The organism is Mesotoga sp. B105.6.4, assembly GCF_002896535.1.
Lineage (GTDB): Bacteria > Thermotogota > Thermotogae > Petrotogales > Kosmotogaceae > Mesotoga.
This window is the reverse complement of sequence record NZ_JWIM01000031.1, coordinates 78,216-103,155: the sequence shown is the minus strand read 5'-3', so window position 1 is coordinate 103,155 and position 24,940 is coordinate 78,216. Positions and strand designations below refer to the sequence as shown.

Annotated in this window: 21 protein-coding genes; 18 read left to right on the top strand and 3 right to left on the bottom strand. The window is 45.2% G+C overall.

Annotated features, from left to right (window positions below; translation table 11 throughout):
- The first annotated feature begins 11 nt into the window (after nucleotides 1-11).
- The 10 genes from fabG to RJ60_RS07365 all read left to right on the top strand — a co-directional run bounded on the left by fabG (nucleotide 12) and on the right by RJ60_RS07365 (nucleotide 10,129).
- The gene (fabG, locus tag RJ60_RS07410; RefSeq protein WP_103134389.1) at nucleotides 12-758 is read left to right on the top strand and encodes a 3-oxoacyl-[acyl-carrier-protein] reductase; all 747 of its coding nucleotides are present in this window, start codon (nucleotides 12-14) and stop codon (nucleotides 756-758) included.
- The gene (locus RJ60_RS07405) at nucleotides 755-1,933 is read left to right on the top strand and encodes a TetR/AcrR family transcriptional regulator (protein ID WP_103134388.1); all 1,179 of its coding nucleotides are present in this window, start codon (nucleotides 755-757) and stop codon (nucleotides 1,931-1,933) included. The genes fabG and RJ60_RS07405 overlap by 4 nt, the downstream gene beginning before the upstream one ends.
- Complete coding sequence (locus RJ60_RS07400; RefSeq protein WP_103134387.1) at nucleotides 1,930-3,228, top strand: acetyl-CoA hydrolase/transferase family protein; 1,299 nt, start codon at nucleotides 1,930-1,932, stop codon at nucleotides 3,226-3,228. Before RJ60_RS07405 ends, RJ60_RS07400 begins: the two co-directional genes overlap by 4 nt.
- A 10-nt stretch (nucleotides 3,229-3,238) precedes the next feature.
- Nucleotides 3,239-4,438 (top strand): acetyl-CoA C-acetyltransferase, encoded by a 1,200-nt coding sequence (locus RJ60_RS07395; protein ID WP_103134386.1) that lies wholly within the window; start codon nucleotides 3,239-3,241, stop codon nucleotides 4,436-4,438.
- Between the two features lie 103 nt (nucleotides 4,439-4,541).
- Complete coding sequence (locus RJ60_RS07390) at nucleotides 4,542-5,774, top strand: ABC transporter substrate-binding protein (RefSeq protein WP_103134385.1); 1,233 nt, start codon at nucleotides 4,542-4,544, stop codon at nucleotides 5,772-5,774.
- 68 nt (nucleotides 5,775-5,842) lie between these two features.
- On the top strand, nucleotides 5,843-6,772 hold the full coding sequence (locus RJ60_RS07385) for a branched-chain amino acid ABC transporter permease (RefSeq protein WP_103134384.1): 930 nt from the start codon (nucleotides 5,843-5,845) through the stop codon (nucleotides 6,770-6,772).
- Nucleotides 6,769-7,707, top strand: a complete 939-nt coding sequence (locus RJ60_RS07380) for a branched-chain amino acid ABC transporter permease (protein ID WP_103134383.1) — start codon at nucleotides 6,769-6,771, stop codon at nucleotides 7,705-7,707. The genes RJ60_RS07385 and RJ60_RS07380 overlap by 4 nt, the downstream gene beginning before the upstream one ends.
- Before the next feature lies 1 nt (nucleotide 7,708).
- Nucleotides 7,709-8,425, top strand: coding sequence for an ABC transporter ATP-binding protein (locus RJ60_RS07375; RefSeq protein WP_103134382.1), 717 nt, complete (start codon nucleotides 7,709-7,711; stop codon nucleotides 8,423-8,425).
- Nucleotides 8,425-9,129, top strand: coding sequence for an ABC transporter ATP-binding protein (locus tag RJ60_RS07370; RefSeq protein ID WP_103134381.1), 705 nt, complete (start codon nucleotides 8,425-8,427; stop codon nucleotides 9,127-9,129). Before RJ60_RS07375 ends, RJ60_RS07370 begins: the two co-directional genes overlap by 1 nt.
- A gap of 34 nt (nucleotides 9,130-9,163) precedes the next feature.
- Nucleotides 9,164-10,129: an alpha/beta fold hydrolase gene (locus RJ60_RS07365; RefSeq protein ID WP_258006220.1), complete on the top strand. Its 966-nt coding sequence runs from the start codon at nucleotides 9,164-9,166 to the stop codon at nucleotides 10,127-10,129.
- Nucleotides 10,130-10,312: 183 nt separating this feature from the next.
- On the opposite strand, the gene RJ60_RS16130 is transcribed toward RJ60_RS07365, so the two are convergent.
- Nucleotides 10,313-10,408 carry a hypothetical protein gene (locus RJ60_RS16130; RefSeq protein WP_258006229.1) on the bottom strand — a complete coding sequence of 32 codons (96 nt, stop codon included), beginning with the start codon at nucleotides 10,406-10,408 and terminating at the stop codon, nucleotides 10,313-10,315.
- 714 nt (nucleotides 10,409-11,122) lie between these two features.
- Here RJ60_RS16130 and RJ60_RS07355 point away from each other — a divergent pair.
- From RJ60_RS07355 to RJ60_RS07330, 5 genes are all read left to right on the top strand, one after another.
- Complete coding sequence (locus RJ60_RS07355) at nucleotides 11,123-12,295, top strand: ROK family protein (protein ID WP_258006228.1); 1,173 nt, start codon at nucleotides 11,123-11,125, stop codon at nucleotides 12,293-12,295.
- A 12-nt stretch (nucleotides 12,296-12,307) separates the two neighbouring features.
- The gene (xylB, locus tag RJ60_RS07350) at nucleotides 12,308-13,783 is read left to right on the top strand and encodes a xylulokinase (RefSeq protein ID WP_103134379.1); all 1,476 of its coding nucleotides are present in this window, start codon (nucleotides 12,308-12,310) and stop codon (nucleotides 13,781-13,783) included.
- A gap of 14 nt (nucleotides 13,784-13,797) precedes the next feature.
- Nucleotides 13,798-15,120: a xylose isomerase gene (gene xylA, locus RJ60_RS07345; RefSeq protein WP_103134378.1), complete on the top strand. Its 1,323-nt coding sequence runs from the start codon at nucleotides 13,798-13,800 to the stop codon at nucleotides 15,118-15,120.
- Between the two features lie 565 nt (nucleotides 15,121-15,685).
- Nucleotides 15,686-16,315, top strand: a complete 630-nt coding sequence (locus tag RJ60_RS07335) for a YkgJ family cysteine cluster protein (RefSeq protein ID WP_180979924.1) — start codon at nucleotides 15,686-15,688, stop codon at nucleotides 16,313-16,315.
- 105 nt (nucleotides 16,316-16,420) lie between these two features.
- Nucleotides 16,421-17,668 carry a hypothetical protein gene (locus tag RJ60_RS07330; protein ID WP_103134376.1) on the top strand — a complete coding sequence of 416 codons (1,248 nt, stop codon included), beginning with the start codon at nucleotides 16,421-16,423 and terminating at the stop codon, nucleotides 17,666-17,668.
- Between the two features lie 83 nt (nucleotides 17,669-17,751).
- On the opposite strand, the gene RJ60_RS07325 is transcribed toward RJ60_RS07330, so the two are convergent.
- Nucleotides 17,752-18,261, bottom strand: coding sequence for a winged helix-turn-helix domain-containing protein (locus RJ60_RS07325; protein WP_258006219.1), 510 nt, complete (start codon nucleotides 18,259-18,261; stop codon nucleotides 17,752-17,754).
- A gap of 160 nt (nucleotides 18,262-18,421) precedes the next feature.
- On the opposite strand from RJ60_RS07325, the gene RJ60_RS07320 reads away from it, so the two are divergent.
- Together RJ60_RS07320 and hcp are read left to right on the top strand one after the other, a co-directional pair.
- Nucleotides 18,422-19,201, top strand: coding sequence for a hypothetical protein (locus tag RJ60_RS07320; RefSeq protein WP_103134374.1), 780 nt, complete (start codon nucleotides 18,422-18,424; stop codon nucleotides 19,199-19,201).
- Between the two features lie 82 nt (nucleotides 19,202-19,283).
- Nucleotides 19,284-20,942, top strand: a complete 1,659-nt coding sequence (gene hcp, locus RJ60_RS07315) for a hydroxylamine reductase (protein WP_103134373.1) — start codon at nucleotides 19,284-19,286, stop codon at nucleotides 20,940-20,942.
- Between the two features lie 189 nt (nucleotides 20,943-21,131).
- Here the strand turns inward: hcp and RJ60_RS07310 are convergent, their stop codons facing one another.
- Nucleotides 21,132-23,246, bottom strand: a complete 2,115-nt coding sequence (locus RJ60_RS07310; protein WP_103134372.1) for a hypothetical protein — start codon at nucleotides 23,244-23,246, stop codon at nucleotides 21,132-21,134.
- A 343-nt stretch (nucleotides 23,247-23,589) separates the two neighbouring features.
- Here RJ60_RS07310 and RJ60_RS07305 point away from each other — a divergent pair, with 343 nt between their 5' ends.
- Nucleotides 23,590-24,627, top strand: a complete 1,038-nt coding sequence (locus tag RJ60_RS07305; RefSeq protein WP_258006218.1) for an acyltransferase family protein — start codon at nucleotides 23,590-23,592, stop codon at nucleotides 24,625-24,627.
- The last annotated feature ends 313 nt before the right edge of the window (nucleotides 24,628-24,940 follow it).

The window sequence follows — 24,940 nt, the reverse complement described above, 5'->3', positions numbered from 1 at the left end:
GAGGCGCAAAGGTGAGAATGGAAGGTAAGGTTGTCATCATTACTGGTGGCGCAAGAGGTATTGGTAAAGCAGCAGTTGAGAGATTCACGAGAGAAGGGGCGATAGTCTATGCCTGCGATATGGATACTGAAGGTCTTGAAGGCTTGAAGAATGAATTCGCTGAGCTCCCGGGAAAGGTAATACCAAAGAAGCTGAATGTGACGGATAGAAAGGCAATAGCTGATTTGGTCAACGAAATCAAGAGTGAGTATGGTCACATTGATGGGCTTGTTAACAACGCCGGAATCACTAGGGATGCACTGATCCAGAGAATGACGGAAGAAGATTGGGATCTAGTTATCGACGTGAATCTGAAGGGTGTATTTAACATGACACAGGCTATTGCGCCTGTGATGCTTGATCAAGGTTATGGTGCAATTGTCAACACCTCTTCAGTTGTCGGAGTGTTTGGAAATATCGGTCAGTCAAACTACTCCGCCTCCAAAGGAGGAGTAATAGCCATGACAAAGACATGGGCAAAAGAGCTTTCTCGAAAAGGAGCCAAGATCAGAGTTAATGCTGTCGCTCCAGGTTTCATTAAGACTCCAATGACTGAGAAAATGCCCGAGAAGATAATTACAGCGCTCGAAGAGAGGATACCGTTGAAGAGAATGGGTCTTCCCGAGGAGATTGCAAATGTGTACTTCTTCCTGATTTCTGACGAAGCAAGTTACTTAACCGGTCAGGTGATCGGTGTCGACGGGGGACTCGTGATTTGAAGATCTCTCGAAGTGAGAGAACAAGATTACAGATAAAGCAGGCGGCTGAAGAGCTGTTCAGTCGTCTTGGTTTTGAGATGACGTCTGTTGCCAATATATGTAGGACCTGCGGATTGTCTAATGGAGCCTTTTACAGACATTACGCAGGAAAAGAACAGGTGTTTAAGGAAATTGTGCAGGACATTAAGGCTGAATTCGAGGCCGCAACAACCTCGATAACCGGTCGCAATTCCAGAGAAAGACTCTTCAATCTGTATAGAACTGTCTTCAATATTCTTTGGGGATCGAGGAAGAAATTTATCGCATTCCACGAAGCCGAGTATAGATTTCCCGATGTTGAGAGTTCGGTCGACAAGATCTATAAGGATTCTCTTCTTTCAACTGTCTCTATAGGCAAGTCCACACTTTCATTGCCCGAGTTGTGGTTTCTTGTTGGTAGTTCGAGATTTACTGCTATCTACTGGATTATCTACAACGGAACAAGGGTTCCTGATTCCACTGTAGAGTCGTTGGTTGATTTTACTCTGGGTGGATTTGTTAAATCTCAGCAATTTGACAGAGAAGCACTTGATTTCACTTTTGACAGAACAAAGGCAAGCGGAGGTACCAAGGCGAAAGAAGTCATTCTTCTTGCTGCGGAAAAGCTTATGGGCGAGAAGGGGTATTTCGAGACTTCGATTTACGATATCACAAGTAGGGCAGGTTACGGTCAAGGTACATTCTACTTGCATTTCGAAAGCAAAGAGAAACTCCTTCAGGAGCTTGTTTATCAGGCAAACAGGAATCTCAGGAGAACAATGAGAGACGCCGTTTCCGGCGTTGAAGGAAGACTAAACAGAGAGATCAGGTCTTACAAGGCGTTTCTTCTGTTCATGGATGTTCACAAGGAGCTCTACAACATCGTGAGAGAGTCGGAATTTGTGCAGCCGGAGACAGGCCGCTTCTACTATGAAAGACTCCTCACGTCATACATAAGTTCGCTTGAAGAGGCCAGGTTCAAGAATGAGATTAGACAGATTGACTCGCGAGATCTTGGAGTCTTCTTGATGGGGATCGGACATTTCATGGGTCTGGATCTTCTCTTTGGGAATGAAAAGGAATACGAGAAATGGGACGAGTATCTGATAGAACTTGCTTCGCTAATGGCAAAAGGGTACGGAGGTGCTTTTAGTTGAATTGGAAGGATGAATATAAGAAGAAGAGAATTAGCATAGAAGAAGGCCTCAGGAACGTAAGATCTGGCACAAAAATCGTGACCAGCATGGCCGCTATGGAAGCTCGGGGTCTTCTTGAAAATCTCCACAGGGTTGATGGTGTCGAAAACGTAGCCGTAGCAACTTGTTTGAACATTGGTGAGTACCCCTTCTTTGTTAACAGAGAGTACGAAGGAAGATTCCTTAATGAATCATGGTTCCACTCGATGGGTGCTAGGAAGGCAGTTAGCAACGGACTGAGGACTGTAACCTACATTCCGAATAATCTACATACTGCTGGCGTGGAACGTATTATGGCCAACAAACCTGACATATTCTGGGGAGTCGCATCTCCCATGGACAAGAATGGTTACATGACGGTTTCCCTTTCTACCGTTTACGAGAGGGACATGGTTGAGAACGCGAAAATGGTGATCCTGGAAGTAAACGACAGGGCTCCAAGAACCCATGGGGATACACATGTTCACATAAGCGAAGTTGACTATGTGATAGAGAACAGTTTTGATATTCCTGAGCTTCCCGATACCGAACCCTCGGAGACGGAGATGCGAATTGGCGAGCATATATCGTCATTAGTTGTAGATGGCGCCACTCTGCAGATCGGAATTGGCGGTATTCCAAATGCCGTTGCCAAGTTGATGGAAGACAAGCATGAACTTGGAATACATACCGAAATGTTCACGGAGTCCATGATTCATCTCTTCGAAAAGGGAGCGATAACGAATTCGAGAAAGAGTCTCTGGAAAGGGAAGTTCATTGCTACTTTCGCCCTTGGAACGAAGAGAATGTACTCCTTTGTGGAAGACAATCCTGGGGTTCTTTTGCTTAGAGGGAGCTATGTGAACGATCCTTACGTTGTTGCGCAAAACGATAACATGGTATCCATAAATACTGCCATATCCGTTGATCTAACGGGACAGGTGTGTTCGGAAGCAATCGGAACAAGGCACTATAGTGGCACAGGAGGACAGCTTGATACTCACAGAGGGGCCTCTATGGCGAAGAACGGAAAGGGGATAATTGCTCTGAGGTCCACCGCCAAGAAGGGAACCGTTTCCACAATCGTTCCTCTTCTCCCTCTGGGTTCTCCGGTAACTGTGCCTAGGCAAGATACTGATTATGTTGTCACTGAGTTTGGAATCGCGAGGTTGAAGGGTCTAAATGTCTTCCAGAGAGTAGAGTCTTTGCTTAACATCTCTCATCCCGATTTTAGATCTGAGTTAAGAAAACAGGCCAGCGAGGTTGGATTGATTTAGGAGGTTTTTGATGAAGAAGGTCTTCATAGTTGGTGCAAAGAGAACAGCAATAGGTACTTTCGGAGGGGCTTTGAAAGATGTTCCGGCGGTCGAGCTTGGTGTTACGGCATCAAAGGCTGCGATAGAACAATCAGAGGTAGACCCCAAGAACATCGAAGAAACCATAATGGGTTGCATATTGACTGCCAATCAAGGTATGGGACCGGGAAGGCAGGTCTCAATCGGAGCAGGCGTACCTATCGAGAGTCCCGGATATCTAGTGAACATGCTATGCGGATCCGGAATGAAATCGACGATGATCGGGGCCCAGGATATCCTTACGGGCGAAGCCGATCTGGTCTTGACAGGTGGTATGGAGAGCATGTCTATAGCCCCTTACATGCTGGACAAGGCAAGGTTTGGTTACAGGATGGGCAGCGGCTCCATAACGGATCACATGATAAGAGATGGGCTAACGGATGTTTTTAACGATTATCACATGGGCGTTACTGCGGAAAACCTCGCAGCAAAATACAGCATAAGCAGACAGGAGCAAGACGAATTTGCACTTGAAAGCCAGAAGAGGGCAAAAGAAGCAATCTCTGCAGGAAAGTTCAAGGATGAAATCACTCCCGTTGTCATAAAGAATAGAAAGGGAGACATTGTATTTGATACCGATGAGCATCCTAGAGATACGAGCATGGAGATTTTGGCGAAGTTGAGACCTGCATTCAAGAAGGACGGTTCAGTGACGGCAGGGAATTCATCGGGAATCAATGACGGTGCAAGTGCAACCGTCCTGGCAAGTGAAGAAGCAGTAACGAAGTACGGGCTTAAACCGATTGCAGAGATAGTCTCATTTGCTCAGGCGGGAGTCGATCCAGCATATATGGGATACGGTCCTGTTCCAGCCGTAGAAAAGGCTCTCAATAAAGCTGCGATGAACATCAAGGACGTAGGGCTCATCGAGCTCAATGAGGCTTTCGCTTCCCAGTCGCTTTCCGTGATTAGAGGACTTATGGAGATCTATGGAGTCACAAAGGAATGGCTGATTGAAAGAACCAATGTCAATGGAGGTGCTATTGCGCTTGGACACCCAATTGGTGCATCGGGAAACAGAATCATCGTTACTCTGCTCTACGAAATGGAAAAGAGAAATCTTGAGTTTGGTCTTGCTTCGCTTTGCATTGGTGGAGGAATGGGAACCGCAGTAGTAGTGAAGAGAGTCTAATGACTTATGACTTAGGAAGCTCAAATTGTGCCTTTCTTGGAAATGTTTTGTGTTCCAGTTTCTTTCGGAAATCATCTAAACAACCTACGTAGGAGGTGGGAAAGTGAAAAAAGTATTGTTTGTTTCACTTGTGGTTGTTGTAGCATCGCTGATGTTCGCGGCTACTCCAATCAAGATCGGTGCGGTTGTTCCCCTTGGAGACATAACAGGTGATCAGTCTGCAAAAGCAATGAAACTTGCTGTAGAAGAGATCAACGCTGCAGGAGGGCTGCTCGGCAGACCTCTGGAACTAATAGTCGTGGATAGTGAACTAAAACCCGAAAAGGGCGCTGCAGCGATCGAAAAGCTAGCTACAGTGGACAAAGTAGATTTCTTCGTGGGAGGAATGGCTTCTTCTGTCCATCTTGCCCAGATTCCCGTGATGAAAAGATATCAGAAGATCACTATCTGGAGCGGCGCAGCTTCATACCTCTGTGAGAATGCTGTTGGACCGGATGCAGACTGGTATTTTCACCTTCATCCATGGGATTATCAACAGGGTGCCAGCTACGGTCTAGGATGGACTGAACTAGCTGAGGCTTATCCTGACATTGTACTTGAAAAGATCTTCCTTGCCTATGAAGAAGGCGGTTTTGGAACTGCCTCTCATGAATCCTATCTTGTGCTTCAAGCTCAGGCCGATCAGGGAGAAGGAACTTGGGCAGCCGTCATGGACGACTACATGGGAGTCTCTTTCAAGAGTGCTGCTCTTGGCGGAGGAGATTACAGAGCAATGCTTCAGCAGGCTAAGACCTATGACCCCGATCTCTTTGTCTGGGCAGGTTACGATGCCGATGCTCTTCCAATGCTCCAGCAGGCAAAGGAAGTCGGTTTTGCTCCGAAGTTTTTCGTCGGAGCGCCTCCAGGATGGCCGGCACATTTCGGTGACTCTCCATTGGCAGAAGGCGTCACTCTCTACGGGATGTGGGCACCAACAATCAACAAGGTAAGCCCGACCGCAGAGCATTTCTGGAATGCTTACATCGAGAAGTACGACGAGGAACCGGCAACTTACTTTGCACCGCTCGGCTACACGAATATCTACTTCCTTGCTGAAGGAATCAAAGCAGCCGGTACGCTTGAGAAAGCTGCGCTCATAAAGGCTCTTGAGGAAGTTGAATATGCTTCCCCAATAGGTGAAGTCTTGAAGATGGCTCCCAGCAATGTGATAAATCATCAGGGTTTCACTGCCCAGAAGATTCTTCAGTGGCAGGGTGGAGAGCAGCAGGTAATTTGGCCGCTAGATCTTAAGACTGCCGAACCAATGTACCCGTTTCCTTCCTGGGAAGGAAGATAAGCGAATCTAGGTCGGGCATCCGTGCCCGACCTTATTATTAAAAAGCTGTAGCTTGGGTGGTGACTGACTTGGAGAGTATCTCGTTTTTGAAGAAGCACAGGAATGTCTTTCTCCTGATTGCAGTAATTGTCGTGGTGGCTATCTGGAAGCCTCACGCTGCTATTTACGGACTCCAGAGGGGAAGCCTATATTCATTGGTTGGATTGCCGCTTTCTCTAACCCTCGGAGTGGTAGGAATAATGAATCTTGCCCATGGAGATTTTCTCTCATTAGGGATCTATTTTGTGTATCTCTTTTCGACAAACCTGGGAATGGATCCTTTACTGTCCATAATTCCTGTTTTCGTTCTGTTGTTCTTGCTAGGAGTAGTGATCTATAAACTGACTGTAACGAGAGTTCTAAAGTCGGGTCATTTGAACCAGCTGCTACTCACTTTCGGAATATCTATGATATTGCTGGAGGCAATGAATCTCATATGGACATCAAGACCAAGAAGCGTGTATGTCGAATACTCTTCTTCGTCAACAACTATAGCGGGTGTTAGATTTGGCACATATGAGCTTTTGTACGTTCTGTCCGCTTTTGCAGTACTGATAGCTCTTCAGCTTTTCTTGAAGAAAACCAGGTTAGGACAGGCTACCTTTGCGGTTGGCCAAAACCCACGTGGCGCGAAGATTGTAGGAATTAATACGGGTTTCGTCTATCTCTTTGTATTCGGAATCTCTGTTGCGATCCTCGGAATTGCAGCTGGAGTCATGGTGCCCAGATTTGCGATTTTCCCGTCAGTTGGAGCGGCATTTACGATGAAGTCTTTTTGTCTTGTGGCAATGGCGGGACTTGGAAATCTTACGGGTATTCTTGTTAGTGGTATTGTGCTAGGAGTTGGAGAAGCCATTGTGCAGTCAATTCCTGGTTACGCCGGTTGGTCAGACATTGTTTTCTTTGGGGTGTTAATAGCTGTCATAATGATCAGATCACTAAGGAGGCAATCACTATGAAGATAACCAAGTCGCTAATAATTTTGCTAGTGCTGATAGCAGCGGCGCTTCTTCCGATTCTTACAGAAGCGTACTTCATTAGTGTTGCGATCACGATTCTGACATTCATGACGCTGGCAATCAGTTGGGATATGATGCTAAGAACAGGTCAGCTGTCCTTCGGAACAGCCGGATTCTTCGGACTTGGTGGCTACACAGGAATAATCGCTGTTGCTGATTTTGGTGTTGACCCAGTAATGGGCATTGTTCTGGGTGGCCTGCTGGCCGGTGGGGTCTCCTTGCTTCTTGGTATGGCTATTCTGCGCTTGAGAGGTCTGTATTTTGCCATTACGACAATGGCTCTTGCAAGCGTCTTCATGGTCATAATAAGAAACCTGCGCAAACTCACGGGCGGTCCCAGCGGAAAGATAGTCTACACAACCCTCTTCAATTACGATTCAACAAAAGTATATTGGTTAATGCTCGGCATAGCGGTAGGTACAATTGTAATCTCTGAACTGTTTCAGAGGTCGAGAATCCATTTTGCTATCGATGCAATAAGAGCCGATGAAACTGTTGCAAAATCTCATGGGGTCAATATCTACAAGTACCTGATTTTTGTATTTGTTGTGACTTCGATTATTCAGGGTGTAATAGGATCAACATATGCACTTCAGTACGGATTTGTGTATCCAGAAAGCAGCTTTTCAGCTCACTATCTTCTTCTTCCAATAGCAATGGCACTGGTGGGAGGAATCTATTCGACGATAGGCCCAGTCCTTGGCGCAGTTATTCTTGGTCTTTCCTCAGAGTATTTGAAGCTAATAATGCCCTACGGTCATTTGATAATATATGGCGTGATAATCGTTGTTGTTGTGCTTTTCATGCCTAATGGTGTGTATGGTGCTTTAAAAGATCTCTTTGGAATAAGAAAACGCCGTCTGGAGGAACGATAAAATGAGTATACTCAAAGTTGAAAAAGTAACTAAGCGCTTTGGTGGGCTTGTAGCTGTAGATGATGTCACAATGGAGATTCGGCAGGGCGAGATTCTAGGACTAATAGGTCCCAATGGCGCAGGAAAGACAACGCTTACAAATGTGATATCGGGACTACATACTGTGAGTGAAGGCAGAATAGTCTTTGATGGTACGGATATTACTTTTCTGCCTACTCATAAGAGATGCCATTTGGGAATAGCCAGAACTTTCCAGATTGCGCGCCCCCTTAAGAATCTCACCGTAGCTGAAAATGTTATGGTTGGTGGGCTGTTCGGAAACGGAGAAAAGCTAAAGGATGGTCGAAAGAGCGCGATTAAGCTTTGCGAAACGATCGGTCTTGCTAAACCTAACGAAGCCCTTGATAAGATAACTGTCTTGGAAATCAAGAAGATCGAAATCGCCAGAGCTATGGCAACAAAGCCAAAGCTTCTTTTTCTAGACGAGGTTATGTCGGGTTTGAATATGGATGAAACCAGAGAGATGATAGATACTGTAAGAAAGATTAGAGATACTGGTGTGACAATCTGCATAATAGAGCACGTCATGAGTGTAATTAGAGAGATTACTGAGAGAGTTATTGTGCTAGACAGAGGAGCAATTATCGCTGAAGGTCCATATAGTGAGGTTTCACAGCAACACAATGTGATCACCGCTTATTTGGGGGAGGATGCCTGATGCTTGAAGTCAAAAATCTATATGTTTCTTACGGAAGAATTCAAGTTATTTCGGACATTTCCTTCTCAGTCGGAAAGGAGGCTGTTGGCCTTTTTGGTCCTAACGGAGCAGGAAAGACAACTTTGATAAATTCCATAATCGGTCTTGTGAAACCGAAAGAAGGAGAAATCCTCTTTGAAGGCGAATCCCTTCTTCCCTATGAAACTCACACGATTGTAAGGAAGGGGATCTCGGTAGTTCCGCAAGACGGTGAGTTGTTCCCAATAATGACGGTTCTTGAAAACCTGAAAATCGGAGCCGCCTATATCAAGGAGGCAAGAGACAGAGTCGACGAGAGGTTGGAGTTTGTCTTCGAAATATTCCCGATTCTTAAGGAACGCGCTTATCAGTTGGCGGGAACTATGAGCGGAGGTCAGCAGAGAATGCTTGCAGTGGGCCGTGCTCTGATGGCGGTTCCTAGACTTCTGATTCTAGATGAGCCTTCAGTTGGACTCCAACCTTCTCTGGTTTCAGAGCTCTTTGAGAAACTCTTAGCCATAAAATCTGAAGGAGTCTCTATGATTCTCTCTGAGCAAAACGTTAGGCAGGGTCTGAAAGTAATCGACCGAGGTTACGTCATAGAGAACGGAACTCTTGCAATCGAGAGTACTGCGGAAGACCTCATGCATAATGAATATGTCAAGCGCTCTTATCTTGGTTTGTAGGGTAGACTAAGAGGCTTCTTAGAAGTGATTTGAAATGCGCAAGAAGCAGTTGGCAGCGGTTCTGATGACCTACCTGGTCTTCATGGCAATCGGTTCTGAGATAAATGTTTTTGCGCTTGAAGTTGGTGAAAGTGCTTCGATTGTGTTCAAAGATGTTAATGCGAAAGATAATGATCGAGAAACCAACTTGCTAGACGGGAGGGAGTTATTCATGAAGAGGCAGATTGCTAAGAAGTACGTTACAGTTGTCGACAAGAAGATCTTCTATCTTGAAACCGTGGATTCTGAAGGAATTCCAGTGGTCTTTGTCCATGGAAACTTCGCCTCGAGCAAATGGTTCGAGCCTTCTCTAGAGATTCTTCCGCAGAGATTCAAAGGTTATGCAATTGACTTGCCGAATTTCGGAAGGTCGGATAGGCTTGAAGAAGTAAGTATTGAAGATTACGCGAACTATGTTATTGATTTCATACTTGAGATGAAAGTTGACCGAGTAGTATTAGTCGGCCACTCTTTAGGTGGAGCGGTTGCTCAGAGCGTGGTTGTGAAGAGACCCGATCTGATCGACCGGGTTGTTCTTGTCGATCCGGCTCCGCCTGACGGACTTACTACACCTGAAGAGGCCTATCCATATCTTGAGATGTATAAGGGCAACAGAGACCTCCTGAAGAAGGCTCTTATTGGGGTTATGCCGACAAGAGCAGAGGACGAGTTTCTAGAGGTTCTGGTTGAAGAGGCGCTCCTGATGGACGGAAGGTGTTTTGTCGAAAATGCCAGGGCTCTTGACAGATACGATTTTACTCAAGAGCTAAAAGGGACCGAAGTTCCCTTTCTGATCATCGTGGGAAAGCTAGATCAGATAATCTCAGAAGAGATGGCGAGGAGATTTGAAAGAGTCATTAGGAATGTGCAAGTAAAGGTCCTTGAAGAGTATGGACACAGTATTATCGTTGAGAACACAGAGCTGTTTATGGACTTGTTCATTGATTTCGTTGGTAAATGAATCTCTTTCAAATGATTACGGGGCCTCTGGCCCCGTTTGTTTGGAGTGAAAGTTCATAATCGATATTCATTCGGTCTTTTCCTTGAGTAGTCTGTCTAGTCTATCGCTGGCCAATCTCTTAATTTCGTCGGCCCTAACGGTGTATTTCACATGTTCACCATCATAGACACTCTCCAAAAGCCTTCACTTCTTCAGTTTTTCGAGGTGGTTGCTTAGATCTCCGGCGGAGATCTTCAGTTTCTTTGCAAGCCTAACTGGACGGTGTGGCTCTCTGCTCACTTCTCTCAAAATAGCAAGTCTCTCCTTGCTGGCAAGTGCGTCAGAAAAATCTATACACTCCAACGCTCGTCTTTTTCTCTGAATGGTACTTCTATTCTGTCATAGCCAAGAATGAAAAGATACCTGTCTTTATTGATCATCAAACTTGCCTGGTCGAGACCAAGAAAAGGAGAGACACTTAGTTCTAGAGTAGTGACTGTTTCAAGAACATCAAAAGACTGACAACATTTTGACTCTCAAGGTATGATGTCCCATCCTCTTCAACATGTCTTTCGAGCAATCTCAGATATTTACGGTTAGATTTCCTTACATCATCCCTGATCTTAATGAAAACATTTTCAGGAACCATTCAAATAGATATAAGATGTTATATTCTGCAGCAAACAAATAAGAGATCCTCTTTTGTCTGAGACGGGTTTTCAAGCAGTTCAAAGAGATTTGCTTTCTGAACAGATGGTTTTTTTCTCTGTCTTCATTCTTTCCCTCTGTTAGAATTGTCATGCAATAAGGTTTAATTGTTCTCAAACAGTGAAATAAGAACTATCAGAGGATACCAACAGTGAAACTCTTTCTTTTTTTTGCGGCAATAAATAAATTAGGAAAAGACAAGTTAAGAGTGATATTCCTTAACAACCGCCTGTAAATGCTCCTGTTGAGATTTATTCTAATCTGTATTAGGTAGTAAGCTAGAGTAGAAAGGGGGATTTCGCCTTGGTGGGAAAGAAGCTGGATTCAGAAAACATTGGAAGATCTAATAGAAAGCTGATTCTTCATTTGTTGAGGAAGAGTCCTGTCACAACTAGACGAGACCTTGCAATTGCATCGGGTCTGAACCCCAGTACCATAACAAAAATAATAAAGGACTTTTTGTCTGTTGGGCTCTGTGAAGAAGTAAGTGCGGAAGAGACCGGTCGTATTGGAAGAAAGGCCATCGTTCTTCGCCTCAACAGAAAGGCCTTCATGTCTATTGTAATAGATATTGGCGTCGAAGAGACTACAGTAGGTAAAGGATTCTTCGATGGGTCTGTTTCGGTCATGAGCAAATTCAGAACACCTCCCGATTTCTATGAGTTCATGAAAATCCTTGCCGAGAAGGCTTCGATAATTTCCAAAAATATCCCTAAGTATAGATTTCTCGGTTACTCCGTATCAGTCCCTGGAATTGTCGATGTTGAGAACTCAAGAATAGTATACGTTCCTCATCTGAACTGGAAGGATCTTGTCCTCAGAGAAAGGCTATCCAGACGCTATCCTGTATTTCTTGACAATGAAGCAAATCTCTCTTTGATTGCCGAGAAGTGGAATAACCCCGCTCTTGCAAATGCAGGAGATATCGTTTTTGTATATGTGTCAGAGGGAATCGGGTGCGGGATAATGTTCGACGGGCAGATTTATAGAGGTCGGGACTACTCTGCAGGCGAATTGGGACACATGACGGTTCAGACAGATGGGAAGCAATGTTATTGTGGAAACTTTGGTTGCTGGGAGACTATAGCTTCTACTGAAGCAATAGTTGGTCGGGCAGAAGAGATGGGATTTGCTCTGAGAGGAAGTAGTAACAACGAGAAGTATCTAGGTGTGTTGAGTTCGTCAGATCCAGAATATAAGTACCTTCTTGAGGAGGTTGAAAGAAGCCTGGGTGTAGGGATAATCAACATAGTTAATTCACTTGATCCCGAAGTTGTCGTTTTGGGCGGCGTCGCGTCAATGCTTCCCGAAAGATCTTTGCGCAACCTTGTTGATCTGGTCAATTCAAGGGTCCTATACGCCACCGGACAGAACATAAGAGTCATAAGAAGCGTACTTCACGAAAAGGGTAGAGCAAGTTCCAAGATGATCGGGGCGGCTCTTCACATAATTGATAAGAAGACAATCGATTTTGTTTAAAGGAGTACGACTATGAGCATATTCTTAGGAATAGACATAGGAACAAACTCTGTGAAGGGAATAGCGGTCGACGAAAACGGGAAAATTATCGCTTCTTCCACGGAGGAGATCTCAATGGAGACGCCGAGGCCGGGCTGGGCTCAACAGAACCCCGAGATCTGGTGGAATGCAGCCGAAGTCGTCTTAAAGGATCTAGTTCAAAGAAACAGAGTTATTCCCGACGCGATATCAATCAGCGGACAGATGCATTCATTTGTCGCATTAGATGAAGATGGAAACGTTGTGTATCCGGCGATTCTCTGGTGTGATCAGAGAACTGAAAGACAGTGTGAAACAATTACCGAATTGTATGGCGGGGAGAAAAAGATCGTTGAGAGATTTGGAAATCCTGTGTTGACAGGGTTCACGCTTCCCAAGATCCTCTGGCTTGCAGAAAACGAGCCCGATAAGTTCAGTAAGATACGTAAGTGGATGTTGCCAAAGGACTACATAGTCTTCAAACTCACAGAAAGATCTGTGACTGATTTCTCAGATGCATCCGGTACTTCTATGCTCGATCTTGATGGCAGTTTCGACAGAAGTATTATGGAGATCGTAGGTATTGAGGAGTCAGCAAGTCCGGAGCTGATCGAATCGGCCAAGATAGCAGGAACGGTAACAAGCGCTTCGCTTCCTGAGCTGAGAAACGTTCCCGTTGTAGTAGGTGGTGCCGACAACGCGGCATCGGCTTACGGATGCGGTGTCGAGAATCCGGGCGACGCAATGGTCAGTATCGGTACCTCTGGAACTGTTGTTGCACTTACTAGGAAGGGAAGACCCGACCCCAAAGGTGCGGTTCATCTCTTCCGGCATGTTACCAGCGATGACTTCTATCATATGGCCGTAATCCTTTCCGCGACAAACTCCTTAAACTGGTTCAAAGAGAGGTTTGGTGCGGGCCTCTCTTTCGATGCTTTGGAGAATCTAGTGAAAAATGTGCCAGCGGGTTCGAACGGAGTTGTGTTTCTTCCATACCTGAACGGCGATCGGACTCCTCATCGTGATCCGAATGCTAGAGGTACCATATTCGGCTTGTCATCCTTCCACAGCAAGGGGGATATTTTCAGAAGCATCTACGAGGGTGTGGTTTATGCCTTGAGAGAAGGGGCTGAGCTGATTGAGGGCCTAGGATCAGACATGAATGATGTGAGAATCGTCGGGGGAGGTTCGAGAAGCGATACTTGGTGCCAGATAGTGGCAGACAACCTTGGGAAGACGATTTGGCTTCCCGAAGTCGATGAAGGTCCCGCGTACGGATCTGCTCGCCTCGCTTCTAAGGCATTGGGTCTGGATTCTTCATCATGGATAAAGATGAAGAGAGAATACAGACCAAACGAAAACGCGAAGAGTGCATACGACAGGGTATTCAGGATATACAAGGATCTATATATTAGCATGAAAGAACGTTTCGGAGAGATTAGCCGCTTGCAGCAGGATATTGTCAACTGAAAGGAGGGAATGCAATGAGCATTTTCGACAAGATAGAGAGAATTCAGTACAAAGGGCCGGATAATCGCGACCCGCTTGCGTTCAGTTTCTACAACCCCGAAGAGACAATCATGGGGACCACTATGAGAGAGTATCTGAGATTTGCTGTGGCTTTCTGGCATACCTTCAAGGGTGATGGACTAGACATGTTCGGTCAGCCGACAGCGAGAAGAAGCTGGGACAGCGTTAAGGATCCTATGACTCTGGCAAAGCTTAAGGTCGATGCAGCGTTTGAGTTCTGCGAAAAGCTAAGCATTGACTACTTCTGTTTTCATGATCGAGATATTGCCCCTGAGGGAAATACTCTGCGGCAGACAAACAACAATCTCGATGAGATAGTGAGACATATTTCCGATCATCTAAAAACAAGCAACGTCGGAATACTTTGGGGAACGGCAAACTTGTTTGCGCACCCGAGATTCATGCATGGGGCTGCCACATCTTGCGATGCGGATGTCTATGCCTATGCTGCTGCTCAGGTGAAGAAAGCGATTGAAGTTACAAAAGAGCTGGGCGGTAAAAACTACGTATTCTGGGGAGGAAGAGAAGGGTATGAAACTCTTCTTAATACCAATATGAGTCTAGAGATAGAAAATCTTGCCAGATTCTTCCACATGGCTGTAGATTATGCGAAGGAAATTGGTTTCGAAGGCCAGTTCCTGATAGAACCGAAACCCATGGAACCTACTAAGCACCAGTACGACTTCGATGTTGCAAATGCATTGTCTTTCCTGCGAAAGTACGGTCTTGAGGAGCACTTCAAGTTCAATGTTGAGGCCAATCACGCAACCCTTGCCGGACATGACTTTCAGCATGAACTGAGATTTGCCAGGATCAATGGTCTTCTTGGAAGTGTTGATGCAAACCAGGGAGACTTGCTTCTAGGATGGGATACGGACCAGTTTCCGACAAATGTCTACTCCACAACACTAGGAATGTACGAGATAATCAAGAACGGGGGTCTCAATCCCGGTGGTTTGAACTTCGATGCTAAAGTGAGAAGGGGTTCTTATGAAGAGAAAGATCTCTTTTCAAGCCATATAGCTGGTATGGACACATTCGCTCTGGGACTGAAGGCCGCCGCCAAACTCTTGCAGGAGGGCACGCTGGAAGACCTCTTGAAAGAAAGATACAGAAGCTTCGATTCAGGAATAGGGAAGGAGATTGAAGAAGGTAGAGCCAGCTTCAAGTCGCTTGAAGAATACATCATAGATAAAGAGAGTCCCCTTCCGGAGCCTTCTAGACAGGAGTATCTCGAAAGATTAGTCAACTGGTCGATCGTTTCTGCAGGTAGATAATTGGAGAACTCCTGAGCAATCTTGGAGAGCAGCTGCTTGAGGCTGCTCTCCTTTCGGAATGTAGAGGAACCCGCTGAGTTTCTAGAGATGTCAGTGCGCGTTGCTCTAGATCCGAATTTCAGTTCTATAAAAGGTTCACGCGTGAGAATGATTCGCGGGCGTTGACGTGAATCAGCCGGCGCAAGCAAGCATACACAAAGTACTTTTAAATGCCCACAGATTCTGTCAAAGAGGAAAACCGCAACAGCCACATCTTTTGTGTTTCGATTAGTTCAGCTCTTCTTAGGTTGAAACTCATATCTTCGTCTTTCCGTAATCTCGGCAGATGTGGATCTTCCAACCATTCCAATCGACGTTGATACAGGCAGTTTAGCAAGCGAAATGCCAACAAAGCTCTCACGAGAAAGTACAGAACAAGCGCCTTGCTTAGGCAGCATAACTGCCTCTTTGTAATAGTTGTCATCACACACACGCGATAACTCCATGCAGAATTTACTTGTGAAGGATTGATTTGCGCTGCTAGAGGTGAGAAGATTTCTCCAGCGTGTCTAGAGGAGGAACGTCATTGATAAGCGGTCTGTCGTTAAAAGACTTATATGGAAAGGCACTCGAAGTACAGGAGCTATTTGATTCAGTTGAAGAGCTAACAAATCAAATCCGGATCGAAACCGGTTTAAGATGCCCCCCCTCCTGCAGAGAATGCTGTAGAACTCGCGGCGATGCTATTCAGGTGGCAATCACCGAATTTCTTCCGCTTTCTTTGAAACTCTGGAATGAGGGTAGAGCCGAGCTGTTTCTTTCGACATTGGAGACCGTTTCGGACGACGATAGTTGTATTCTTTTTGAGAGCTCACCAGAATTGAGCAAGGAAGGCGGATGCACAGAATACAGATACAGGCCACTCCTATGCAGGATGTTTGGTTTTTCAGGTGTAATGGACAAGTTCGGTAAGGTAGTTCCGGCGATATGCAGGCTTGTGAAGACGAACTGTCCAGAATGTGTCAGCAAGCTACTTGAAAGGATTCCTGAAGGGTCGCGAATTCCAGTATTTTCCGAGTTCTTCAGTCGTATTCAGGGAGTTGATCCTTATATGGGAACAAGGACTTATTCAATTAACGTGGCTCTGAGAAGAGCGCTTGAGTATGTGGGCATGAGATTTGACTACACGACAAAAGGTTTCGACAGAACGGCGTAAGTTCGTATTAGGGTCCCGATTTGAGTATCATAAACTAAGCTCTGGTAGTATAATTCTTCTAAGAAGTCTTTGTGTTTGAAACTCAAAGAAAGAGGAGGCGCACGTATGAAAAGACTGTTCATTATGTTTGTGATGATTCTTGTTGCTGCTACCCTTTCTGCACAGCTCGGATTGAGGACTCTTACTCCCGAGCCTACAGAAACCATCGAAGCTACTGATTTGGAGGCGGTTCCTCCCGCTCCGGAAGGGTTGCCTGCTCTTACTCTAAGAACTGTAGATTCACTACTGGTAACCTTCAGAGAGGGGTGGAAAGCCCCAGATGATCCTGCGTGGAAGACCGAGACAATTGGCACTTCAAAAATAATGATACCCGATAGTTACTCGATCTTTCAGGAGAAGATTGGTTTGAACTACGACGCTCAAATCTTCAATGAAGACAACGCTTTGTTCGGTAGGCTCTTCTTCTATCAGCTTGAGTCTTATGAGCGTGAAGAGTTGGTTGAGGCGGTGGTCACTTCTCTTTATGGCGAGGGCGCTTCGACTGACAGGGCATATGAAGAGACAGTAGAACTTGAGAGTGGGCTCGTTGCTTATCTTGCATCATTGAAGGTGAGACCGGAAGCAGAGTATCCATTCATTGCCGTGTACTACCCATCTGAGGAACTGGATGTGACGGAACCGGGACCGGTAACGATGTTCGTTTTCGAGCTCGCGAATTACCAAGGTTCAGAACTCGAAATGGCGAAGGAAATCATTTCCAAAATCGTTGGAAGCTTTATCGATGTGGAAGAAGAATTGGAAGAAGAAGTAGTTGTTCCTGAATTGGAAAAGAGTGAACATACAGATCTTTTCGTCAAGATGATCGACTCACTTCTCAAAGAAGAAGATGATATTGATATCAATATTGATGACTGGCTAGATGTTGAAGGCAACTATTTCGGATTCTTGATGCCGCCAGAATTCTCAGTGCAGTTTTACCTTTCTGACTATTTTGAGGTGGCCGATTTAGGATTGCGTGGAACTATTGTCGGCAAGCTTTTTGTCGGTGAGACAGACGAACCTGCAAGTACTGAAGGCGTACTTAATGAGCTTGTTTATGAGTATCTTGGTGGATTTGGTAATTTCGAGGTAGTTGATAGCTATTCTGGAAATATCGATCGGGAGTCAACAATAAACGTTTTCGCTCTGGACTTCTCTGGACAACTCTGCTGGATAGCACTGTTCTCCGAATCTGTTGATGCCGAAGTGTTCGGTCCAGGAGAGTATTTTGCTTTGGTTGGACTGGCCGATTCGCAGGATGCAGAAAAATGGGCTAAATGGTACACCGGAATTCTCGCAACGGTAGACTTCTAGTTCGTTTGCAAATGACGATTCGACAGGCGCACCTGAGAAGGGGCGCCTGTCTTTTTGGTTTACTTTCAAGGGAAGTTAGTCAGTTACTGGTCATTTCTCTCGGCAGTTTCTTTCTCTTCGGTGTCGAAAAGCCACTTTAGGAATTGTAAAAAACCGCTTCCGGCTGACTTTACAGCGCTCTTAAGAGCATCCGCAGCTGTACTTGCTTCTTTTCCGTAAACTGTAATTCCAGAAGAGTTCTTAGTGTGATCCTCAAAGGATGCCAGGTTCTCTTTCAGATAGTTAGTGAGAGACCTCTCTTCCTGAAGCTCTCTCCTAAGCTGTTCGTTCTCCTCTTGAAGGGCGTGAACTCTTTCTCGAAGTTCGGATACTTCTTCGGAGAGAGAACTTTCGGAGTCCGCTTTTCCTGTAGCCCTGTGCGCGGCTTCAACAACTGTCAGACCTTGCGAAGTGAAACTGGGCATCTTCTTGACGACTTCAACCACTTCCTCATTGACTTCATCAATCAGTCCTTCTTCAATGAGGACCTTAACGTAGTTCCTCACCGTTTCGTATCTTATTCCACTTGCTTCAGAGAGTTCTTTGAAATTCACCTTAGGTCCCCCCAACAGAAGCGTCTTTGTTTTCATACTCAGTATATCAGAATTGGGAAGATAGAGCGGAGTGTTGTTGAGCTTGAGCGTTTGACGATATCCTTTTGCCAGTTATTTGATATGATTAGCATAGGTCAAAGAGCAAAGCGAGGAGAGAAGCATGAAAAAAGCATTACTGATTTTCATTTCAACCTTTGTCGTACTTACTGCACTATCAGCAGTCTTCATGGAAGAGGAATTGACTGCAGAACAATTCGGTTTCGTTGGAGATCTGAAGAGTGTCAGAGTCGAAATCGCCAGGTTAGGTGCCCAGTTAATGGTTTCGGAACCCGAGACGCTTTCTTTTAGCGAGTCGGGTTTGCTGATCGCCAGTGAAAGAAGTAGTATGAAGATCATCTACGTTTATGACGAGTTTGACAGGCTCGTCAGGAAGGAATTCATTGACGATGAAGGTGAGGTCTTCCAGACGGTTGAAGTCATCTATGACGATGAATTCTATGAAGCCATTGCCTTTGACGGCACTGGGAATGAACTTGAGAGAACTCGTTACTGGGTGGATTTGGTCGAAAGAACGCTTTCCTTTTCCATATCAACGGAAACAGGGTCTTCAACTAACACTCTCTACTTCGACGACAGCGGAAGAAAGACAAAGAGTTATTCCATTGTTAGAGAGAACGTTGAAGACCTTGGTACGGATGTGAATATAGTCGTTGAGAGTAGATTCACTTATGATCTGAACGGATTTCTCAAGAGCGAGACTACCATAGTAAGAATCAGAAAAGAAGGCATAGAACAGGCTACTGAATACCGAACGAGGGTTGACATACTTCTGAGAGACGAAAACGGCAACCCCGCCCGTGAGCTTAGAAGAACGGAATTTCAAGATGGCTCCAATCCTCCTGAGGAGTTCATTTACTCAAGAGAGTTCATATACTATTGATTCGGATGATGTGTAACATATGTTACCGATTCAGCCCTCACAGCGAATGTAAGATAGTTATGATAACAAAGGAGGGATTCACTTGTTCTGTTTTCAGTGTTCAGAAACGATGAAGGGAACAGGGTGCACCGTCAAAGGTGTTTGTGGAAAAGAGCCGGAAGTGGCAATTCTTCAGGATCTTCTCATCTGGATTCTAAAAGGAACGTCGTTTTGGGGAGTGAAAGCGAGAGAAGTCGGGATAAACGATTCCGACACAGGCCTCTACGTCGCTGAAGGACTGTTCACAACAATAACAAATGTCGACTTCGATCCTGTGAGTCTTGGTAAGAAGATCGATAAGGCTCTGGCAGCAAGAGACAGGATCGAAATGATGTTCAGAGAATCATTCAAGAGAGTGCATGGTAAGGAGTTTGACGGAGAAGTTCCAGAAGCCTGTACCTGGAGAGTCTCCGGTGGGCTTCATGTTTACGAAATGAAGGGTGCCGAAGTTGGCGTTATGGATACAAGAGATGAAGACATCCGCTCACTCAGGGAGCTTCTTACTTACGGACTTAAGGGAATCGCCGCTTACACTGATCACGCATACATTTTGAAACACTCGGAAAGTTCGATACTTGATTTTCTTCAGGAAGGAATGGCGGCCTGTCTCGACGATTCGCTAAGTGTCGACGACTATGTGTCCCTTGTTTTAAGAGCAGGAGAGTATGCGGTGAAGGCTATGGCCTTGCTGGATGAAGCGAATACGACAAACTACGGAAATCCCGAAATAACTTCCGTATATACGGGAACACTTGAGGGGCCTGGAATTCTGGTGAGCGGACATGATCTCCTGGATCTCGAAGAACTCCTGAAGCAGACCGAAGGAAAGGGAATAAACATCTACACTCATGGCGAAATGCTCCCTGCAAATGCCTATCCGAACCTTAAGAAGTTCAATCACCTAAAGGGAAATTTCGGTACATCCTGGTACAATCAGCAGAAGGAATTTGAAGAGTTTGGAGGTCCTATTCTAATGACCACGAACTGCATTCAGAAACCGAGGGACTCTTACAAGGAGAGAATATTCACAACGGGCCTTGTCGGTTGGCCGGGCGTTGCACATATCCCTAACAGGGTGGATGGTAAGCAGAAGGACTTTTCGCAGATCATAGAAGAGGCTCTCAAAATCGGTGATATAGGCGCCAGACCAGGTAAGACTATTGTTGTGGGTCTTGCTCATGATCAGCTTTCCAAAGTGTCGGATAAGATAATCGATGCGGTCAAGTCGGGGGCGATAAAGAAATTCGTGGTAATGGGTGGCTGTGACGGTCACTCGAAAGAACGCGAGTATTATACTGAACTCGCCGAGAAACTGCCTGACAATATGGTTATCCTGACTGCAGGTTGTGCAAAGTACAGATATAATATGCTCGATCTTGGCGATATCGGTGGTATACCGAGAGTTGTAGATGCGGGCCAGTGTAATGACTCGTACTCACTAGTGGTGACGGCTCTCAAGCTAAAAGATGCCTTTGGACTTGATGACATAAACGATCTGCCGATAGAGTACGATATCGCGTGGTATGAGCAGAAGGCGGTTGCCGTTCTTCTCGCACTTCTCTACATGGGAGTGAAGGGAATACGTCTTGGACCGATTCTTCCCGCATTCGTATCACCTAACGTTCTCAAGGTTCTTGTGGATAACTTCGATATAAAACCAATTACGACGGTGGAAGAGGATCTCAAAGCTATTGTTGGTTAGTCTGTGGCAAGAGAAAGAATAACAATCCGCAAAGAGTCTTGAGCAAGATTAGGCTCAATATCTCCCTAGCCGGGCGCCGCTAAGTGCCCGGCTTTGTCTGACCTAACGAAGTGTGGGACGGAACCGATCACCTTGGTAACTTGGGTTTCCCGCCCGAGCCACTCTAGTTCTATGGAAACATGATGTCAATTAAGGGAGTATGTTTATTATTCCCAGAACAAGCGCTGCAAGCGACGAGATAACAGCTACCGTCAACCAGATATTATTCGTCCTTTTCAGTGATGCGATCTCGCGCGCTGTTTCTTCTCCAACTCGCTTAACTGCCTCTTCAGTTATTTCAGTGATCTCATCCCTGGTAACGATTACCGCCGTCAGTTCCGATGACAGACTCATGAGTTCCTGCGCGGTTGCGGCTAGCTCTTCCTTCGTTTTGGATAGATCATTCTGGAGCCGTTGAATTGCCTTTAGATTACTATCTATTGCAGCAACCGAGCCATCAAAATTCCCCTTCATACTGTCGAGATCTACGGATACAACTTCCAGAGATTCTTCGAGAAGTTCTATCGAACGATCAAGGTCAACCAAAAGGGTTCTTACGTCCGAGAGCTCAGAGTTTAGATCTACAATACTCCCGGTCAACTCATCGTATGCTTCTCCAAAAGTTTCTATGGATACTCCTGCAGGCGGAATCGATTCTCCGAGACTTATCAAATCTGAGTTGAATCTCACGAATCCCCTAGACAAACTGTCGGCAATTCCGCGGAGTTCAAGTATCTCGGTTTCGAGTTCAGCGAAGTTTATTGCTCCGGTTCCAAATACACCGATTTCGAGATCTTCAATCTTTTCCACAAGAACCTCCAAAGTACCTTCGATTGAAGAACGATGTTCCTCGAGAGTATCAATTCTATTAGAGAGAGTTTTGGCAGTTGATTCTGAAGCGGTTAGTCTTGCTCTTATCTCTTCTAGAGCAGCTAACGACAGTTCAGTAGCCGATACTCTCTCTTCGATATACAAGAGAGTCTCAGATAATGAACTCACTCTTTCCATCTGAGCTTGAGAGATCTCTGAAACGTATTTTGACAATCCATCGAGTTCCAAAGCCACTTCATTCAGAAGCTCACTATTATTCAGGATGGCTTCGGTGTTGGACTCAAACATTGCTTCAACAACCTCAAATCGATTATCCAGAATATCCAACTCCATTACTAATCTTTCGTGGATTGATTCTATTTCGCCCGAGTGTGTTTCAACAGAGTTTTCCAGCTCTTCAAATCCATATTCCATTGCTGACAAGACTTCGGAGATCTCATCAATTTTCTCGTTTATGGATAGAATAACTGCAGAGTCGGTCTGTTCTGCTGCAGAGGCTCTCACATCCTCAATCGAGTCCTGAAGGCTATTCACTCTGTCTTTAAGATGGCTTTGTGATGCTGCAAGCGTTTCTATTCTAGAAATCTCGTCACTCCATTCTACAAGTGATAAATAGAGTCGTTCGAGCGAATCACTGAGTTCTTCGAACTCAATTCTAAGCACAGGATTATCGACAACCGCATCTTCGAGAGAAACAAGCCTTTTCTCTATCGATACTGCGAATTCTTCAATGTCGAAAGCTCCCCTGTCAACCGCTGCTTTGTATTCTGCCAGCGCGACTTGAGTATCCAGAAATAATGTGTTTAGCCTCCTGAACTGTAGGTTCAGTCCTTCGACGTTGTCCTGAAGAAAGTTGAGTCTGTCGTTAAGATCGGCCATGCCTTCAACTATTGAATCGTAATCATATGTCTCCTGGACGTCAACTACCGGCGGTGTTTCATCAAGGGTTACGGGTGCCATCTCGACTATCTTTCCAGGTTCTGTGGTCTTCACTCTCCAAGGGAGAAGAATCTGTTGTATTCTTATGTCCATAAAGTAGTCCTGAACTTCTGATTTTGAAGTCAATACCAGAACTCCACCAGATGGAAGGGAAAAGGGTAACTGCAAGGGCACGGAGAGATCTTCAACTTTGTAGATTTGATAAGAGACTCTCTCTTCGCTTTCGCTGTCAATTATCGCAACGTTGTTCACTTCTAAGTCCATCACTCTCGTAGATCTGACGATTAGTATGCCCAGCAGATTCTGATCGCCGATAACCTTTGATTCGAAGTCGGTAGCAGCATAAGCAGGAACGAATCTAGCTTCAAAGCCAGCTCCAGAGAATGAAACGAAGTCATCACTCCTTGACAAAAGACTGTTGAACAACTCATCATATTCTTGGGCCAGGGTAACTACCGAGATCAAGACAATTAGAAAGATAAGAACTTTTTTCATAAGCATACCTCCTGCCAGACGGCCGCTTGGCCAGCGAATTCCTTCAAACAGACTGTACTTCCATTTGCTTCGGGACCCAATGTGTTTCACTTCCCTATAATGTTAAGTATAACAACGTGAGCCATATAATTCAGCACTCTACTAATCGAAACTTCCAAACACAGTCTATCGGAGACAAACACCCTAAGAAACAGCTACTTTTCGAGCATATTTCGGTTTGAATTACTGATGTTTTTGCACACGTCACCACTGTCTGCATTTTACCATTGCCACCAAATGATTAATCAAGCCTCTTTCACCTGTGATATACTGTCAGTAAGATTTTCAACGGAGTGTGTCGCTCTTGAATAAACAACCAGCAGAATTTGAACTAAGCGGCGAACGTATCGTCTGGATTGATGTTGCCAAGGGTTTTCTTATGTCACTGGTGATTATGTATCACACACTCCCCCCTCAGATAGTTGCTAATCTAATAAACCCGGCGGCCTGCACCTTCTTCTTTCTTTCCGGTCTTTTCTCAAAGGAACTGCCAATTAGGGAGGGTGTGAAGAAGAGGCTTAAGCAGCTAATGGTGCCTTACTACACAATGGCAGGGTTCAACATACTAATCTGGCTGATCGTCAAACTGCTGGTGACGAGAGAAGAACTAAATTTCTCCATTGGCTCAGTTTTGGTGAATGTTCTGACCGTTCGTACTGCGGTGGGGATAATTCCACTGAACATCATTCCATTATGGTTTGTTCCTGCCGTTTTCGTCACGGAGATCTACTATTCAGTTCTGAAAAAGCTGAATATTCTACCTATTGGAATTGTTCTGGGTTTCGTGTCGATGTTCTTCTTCCACGGGGCTCTGCCCTTCAAAATCGATGTTGCGCTTGCCGTGCTTCCATATTTTGCCGTTGGTAAAGTGGTGAAGTCATTGGGACTTTCTTCAAAAAGAATCCCTGTTCTCCTTACGGTAACTGCATGTGTATTATTCGTTTCAACAGCTGCTTTTTCTAACGAAGTCTATCTGATGGAAGACTACTTCGGCTCGTCACCTCTTCTATACGTAATTGCTGCACTGGTTGGGATAATAGCTGTATGCGGTCTAGCTCAGATTCTTGAGAAGGTCAAGCTTGCGAGGTCTATCCTCTCTCTCTTTGGCAAACATACTCTTTTCATACTAGGTTATCACATAGCCGCAGGTTTTCTCGTCTATCCCATATTCGATGTGTTCGGGGATCCGATTGAGATCATGCAAAGGTTTTGGTATATATACTGGTTTATGAACATGGGTGTGATCTATCTGATGATCAGATTAATCCCCAAACCGGCTATGATGATTATGTCAGGCACCTTCCTCATGAAACGCAGGAGTCTTTCCACAGAATTAGTTTAGTGAGAATGATGAGATGAATTGCTTCAGAGTATGCGAAGAGTCAGTTTCGACTTGCGGTTTTCGAGACTTATTTGATAACACACAGCGGGCCGCTGCGCACATCAGATTCCGTTGTAGAAGACGGGAAAGTTCATGTTCCTTTAAAGGGCTATTTCCTTTAGTTTGTTCAGTCTGAATGATAACAGATGATCGCTGGGAATGCTTATTCTATATAAATAAAAGAGATTCTCCACCAAACGGAATCCACTCGTAGCGAATACATTTCGGTGACTGTTGTTCTGTTATTCTTAGCCAATAACCAGACTATTGGAGG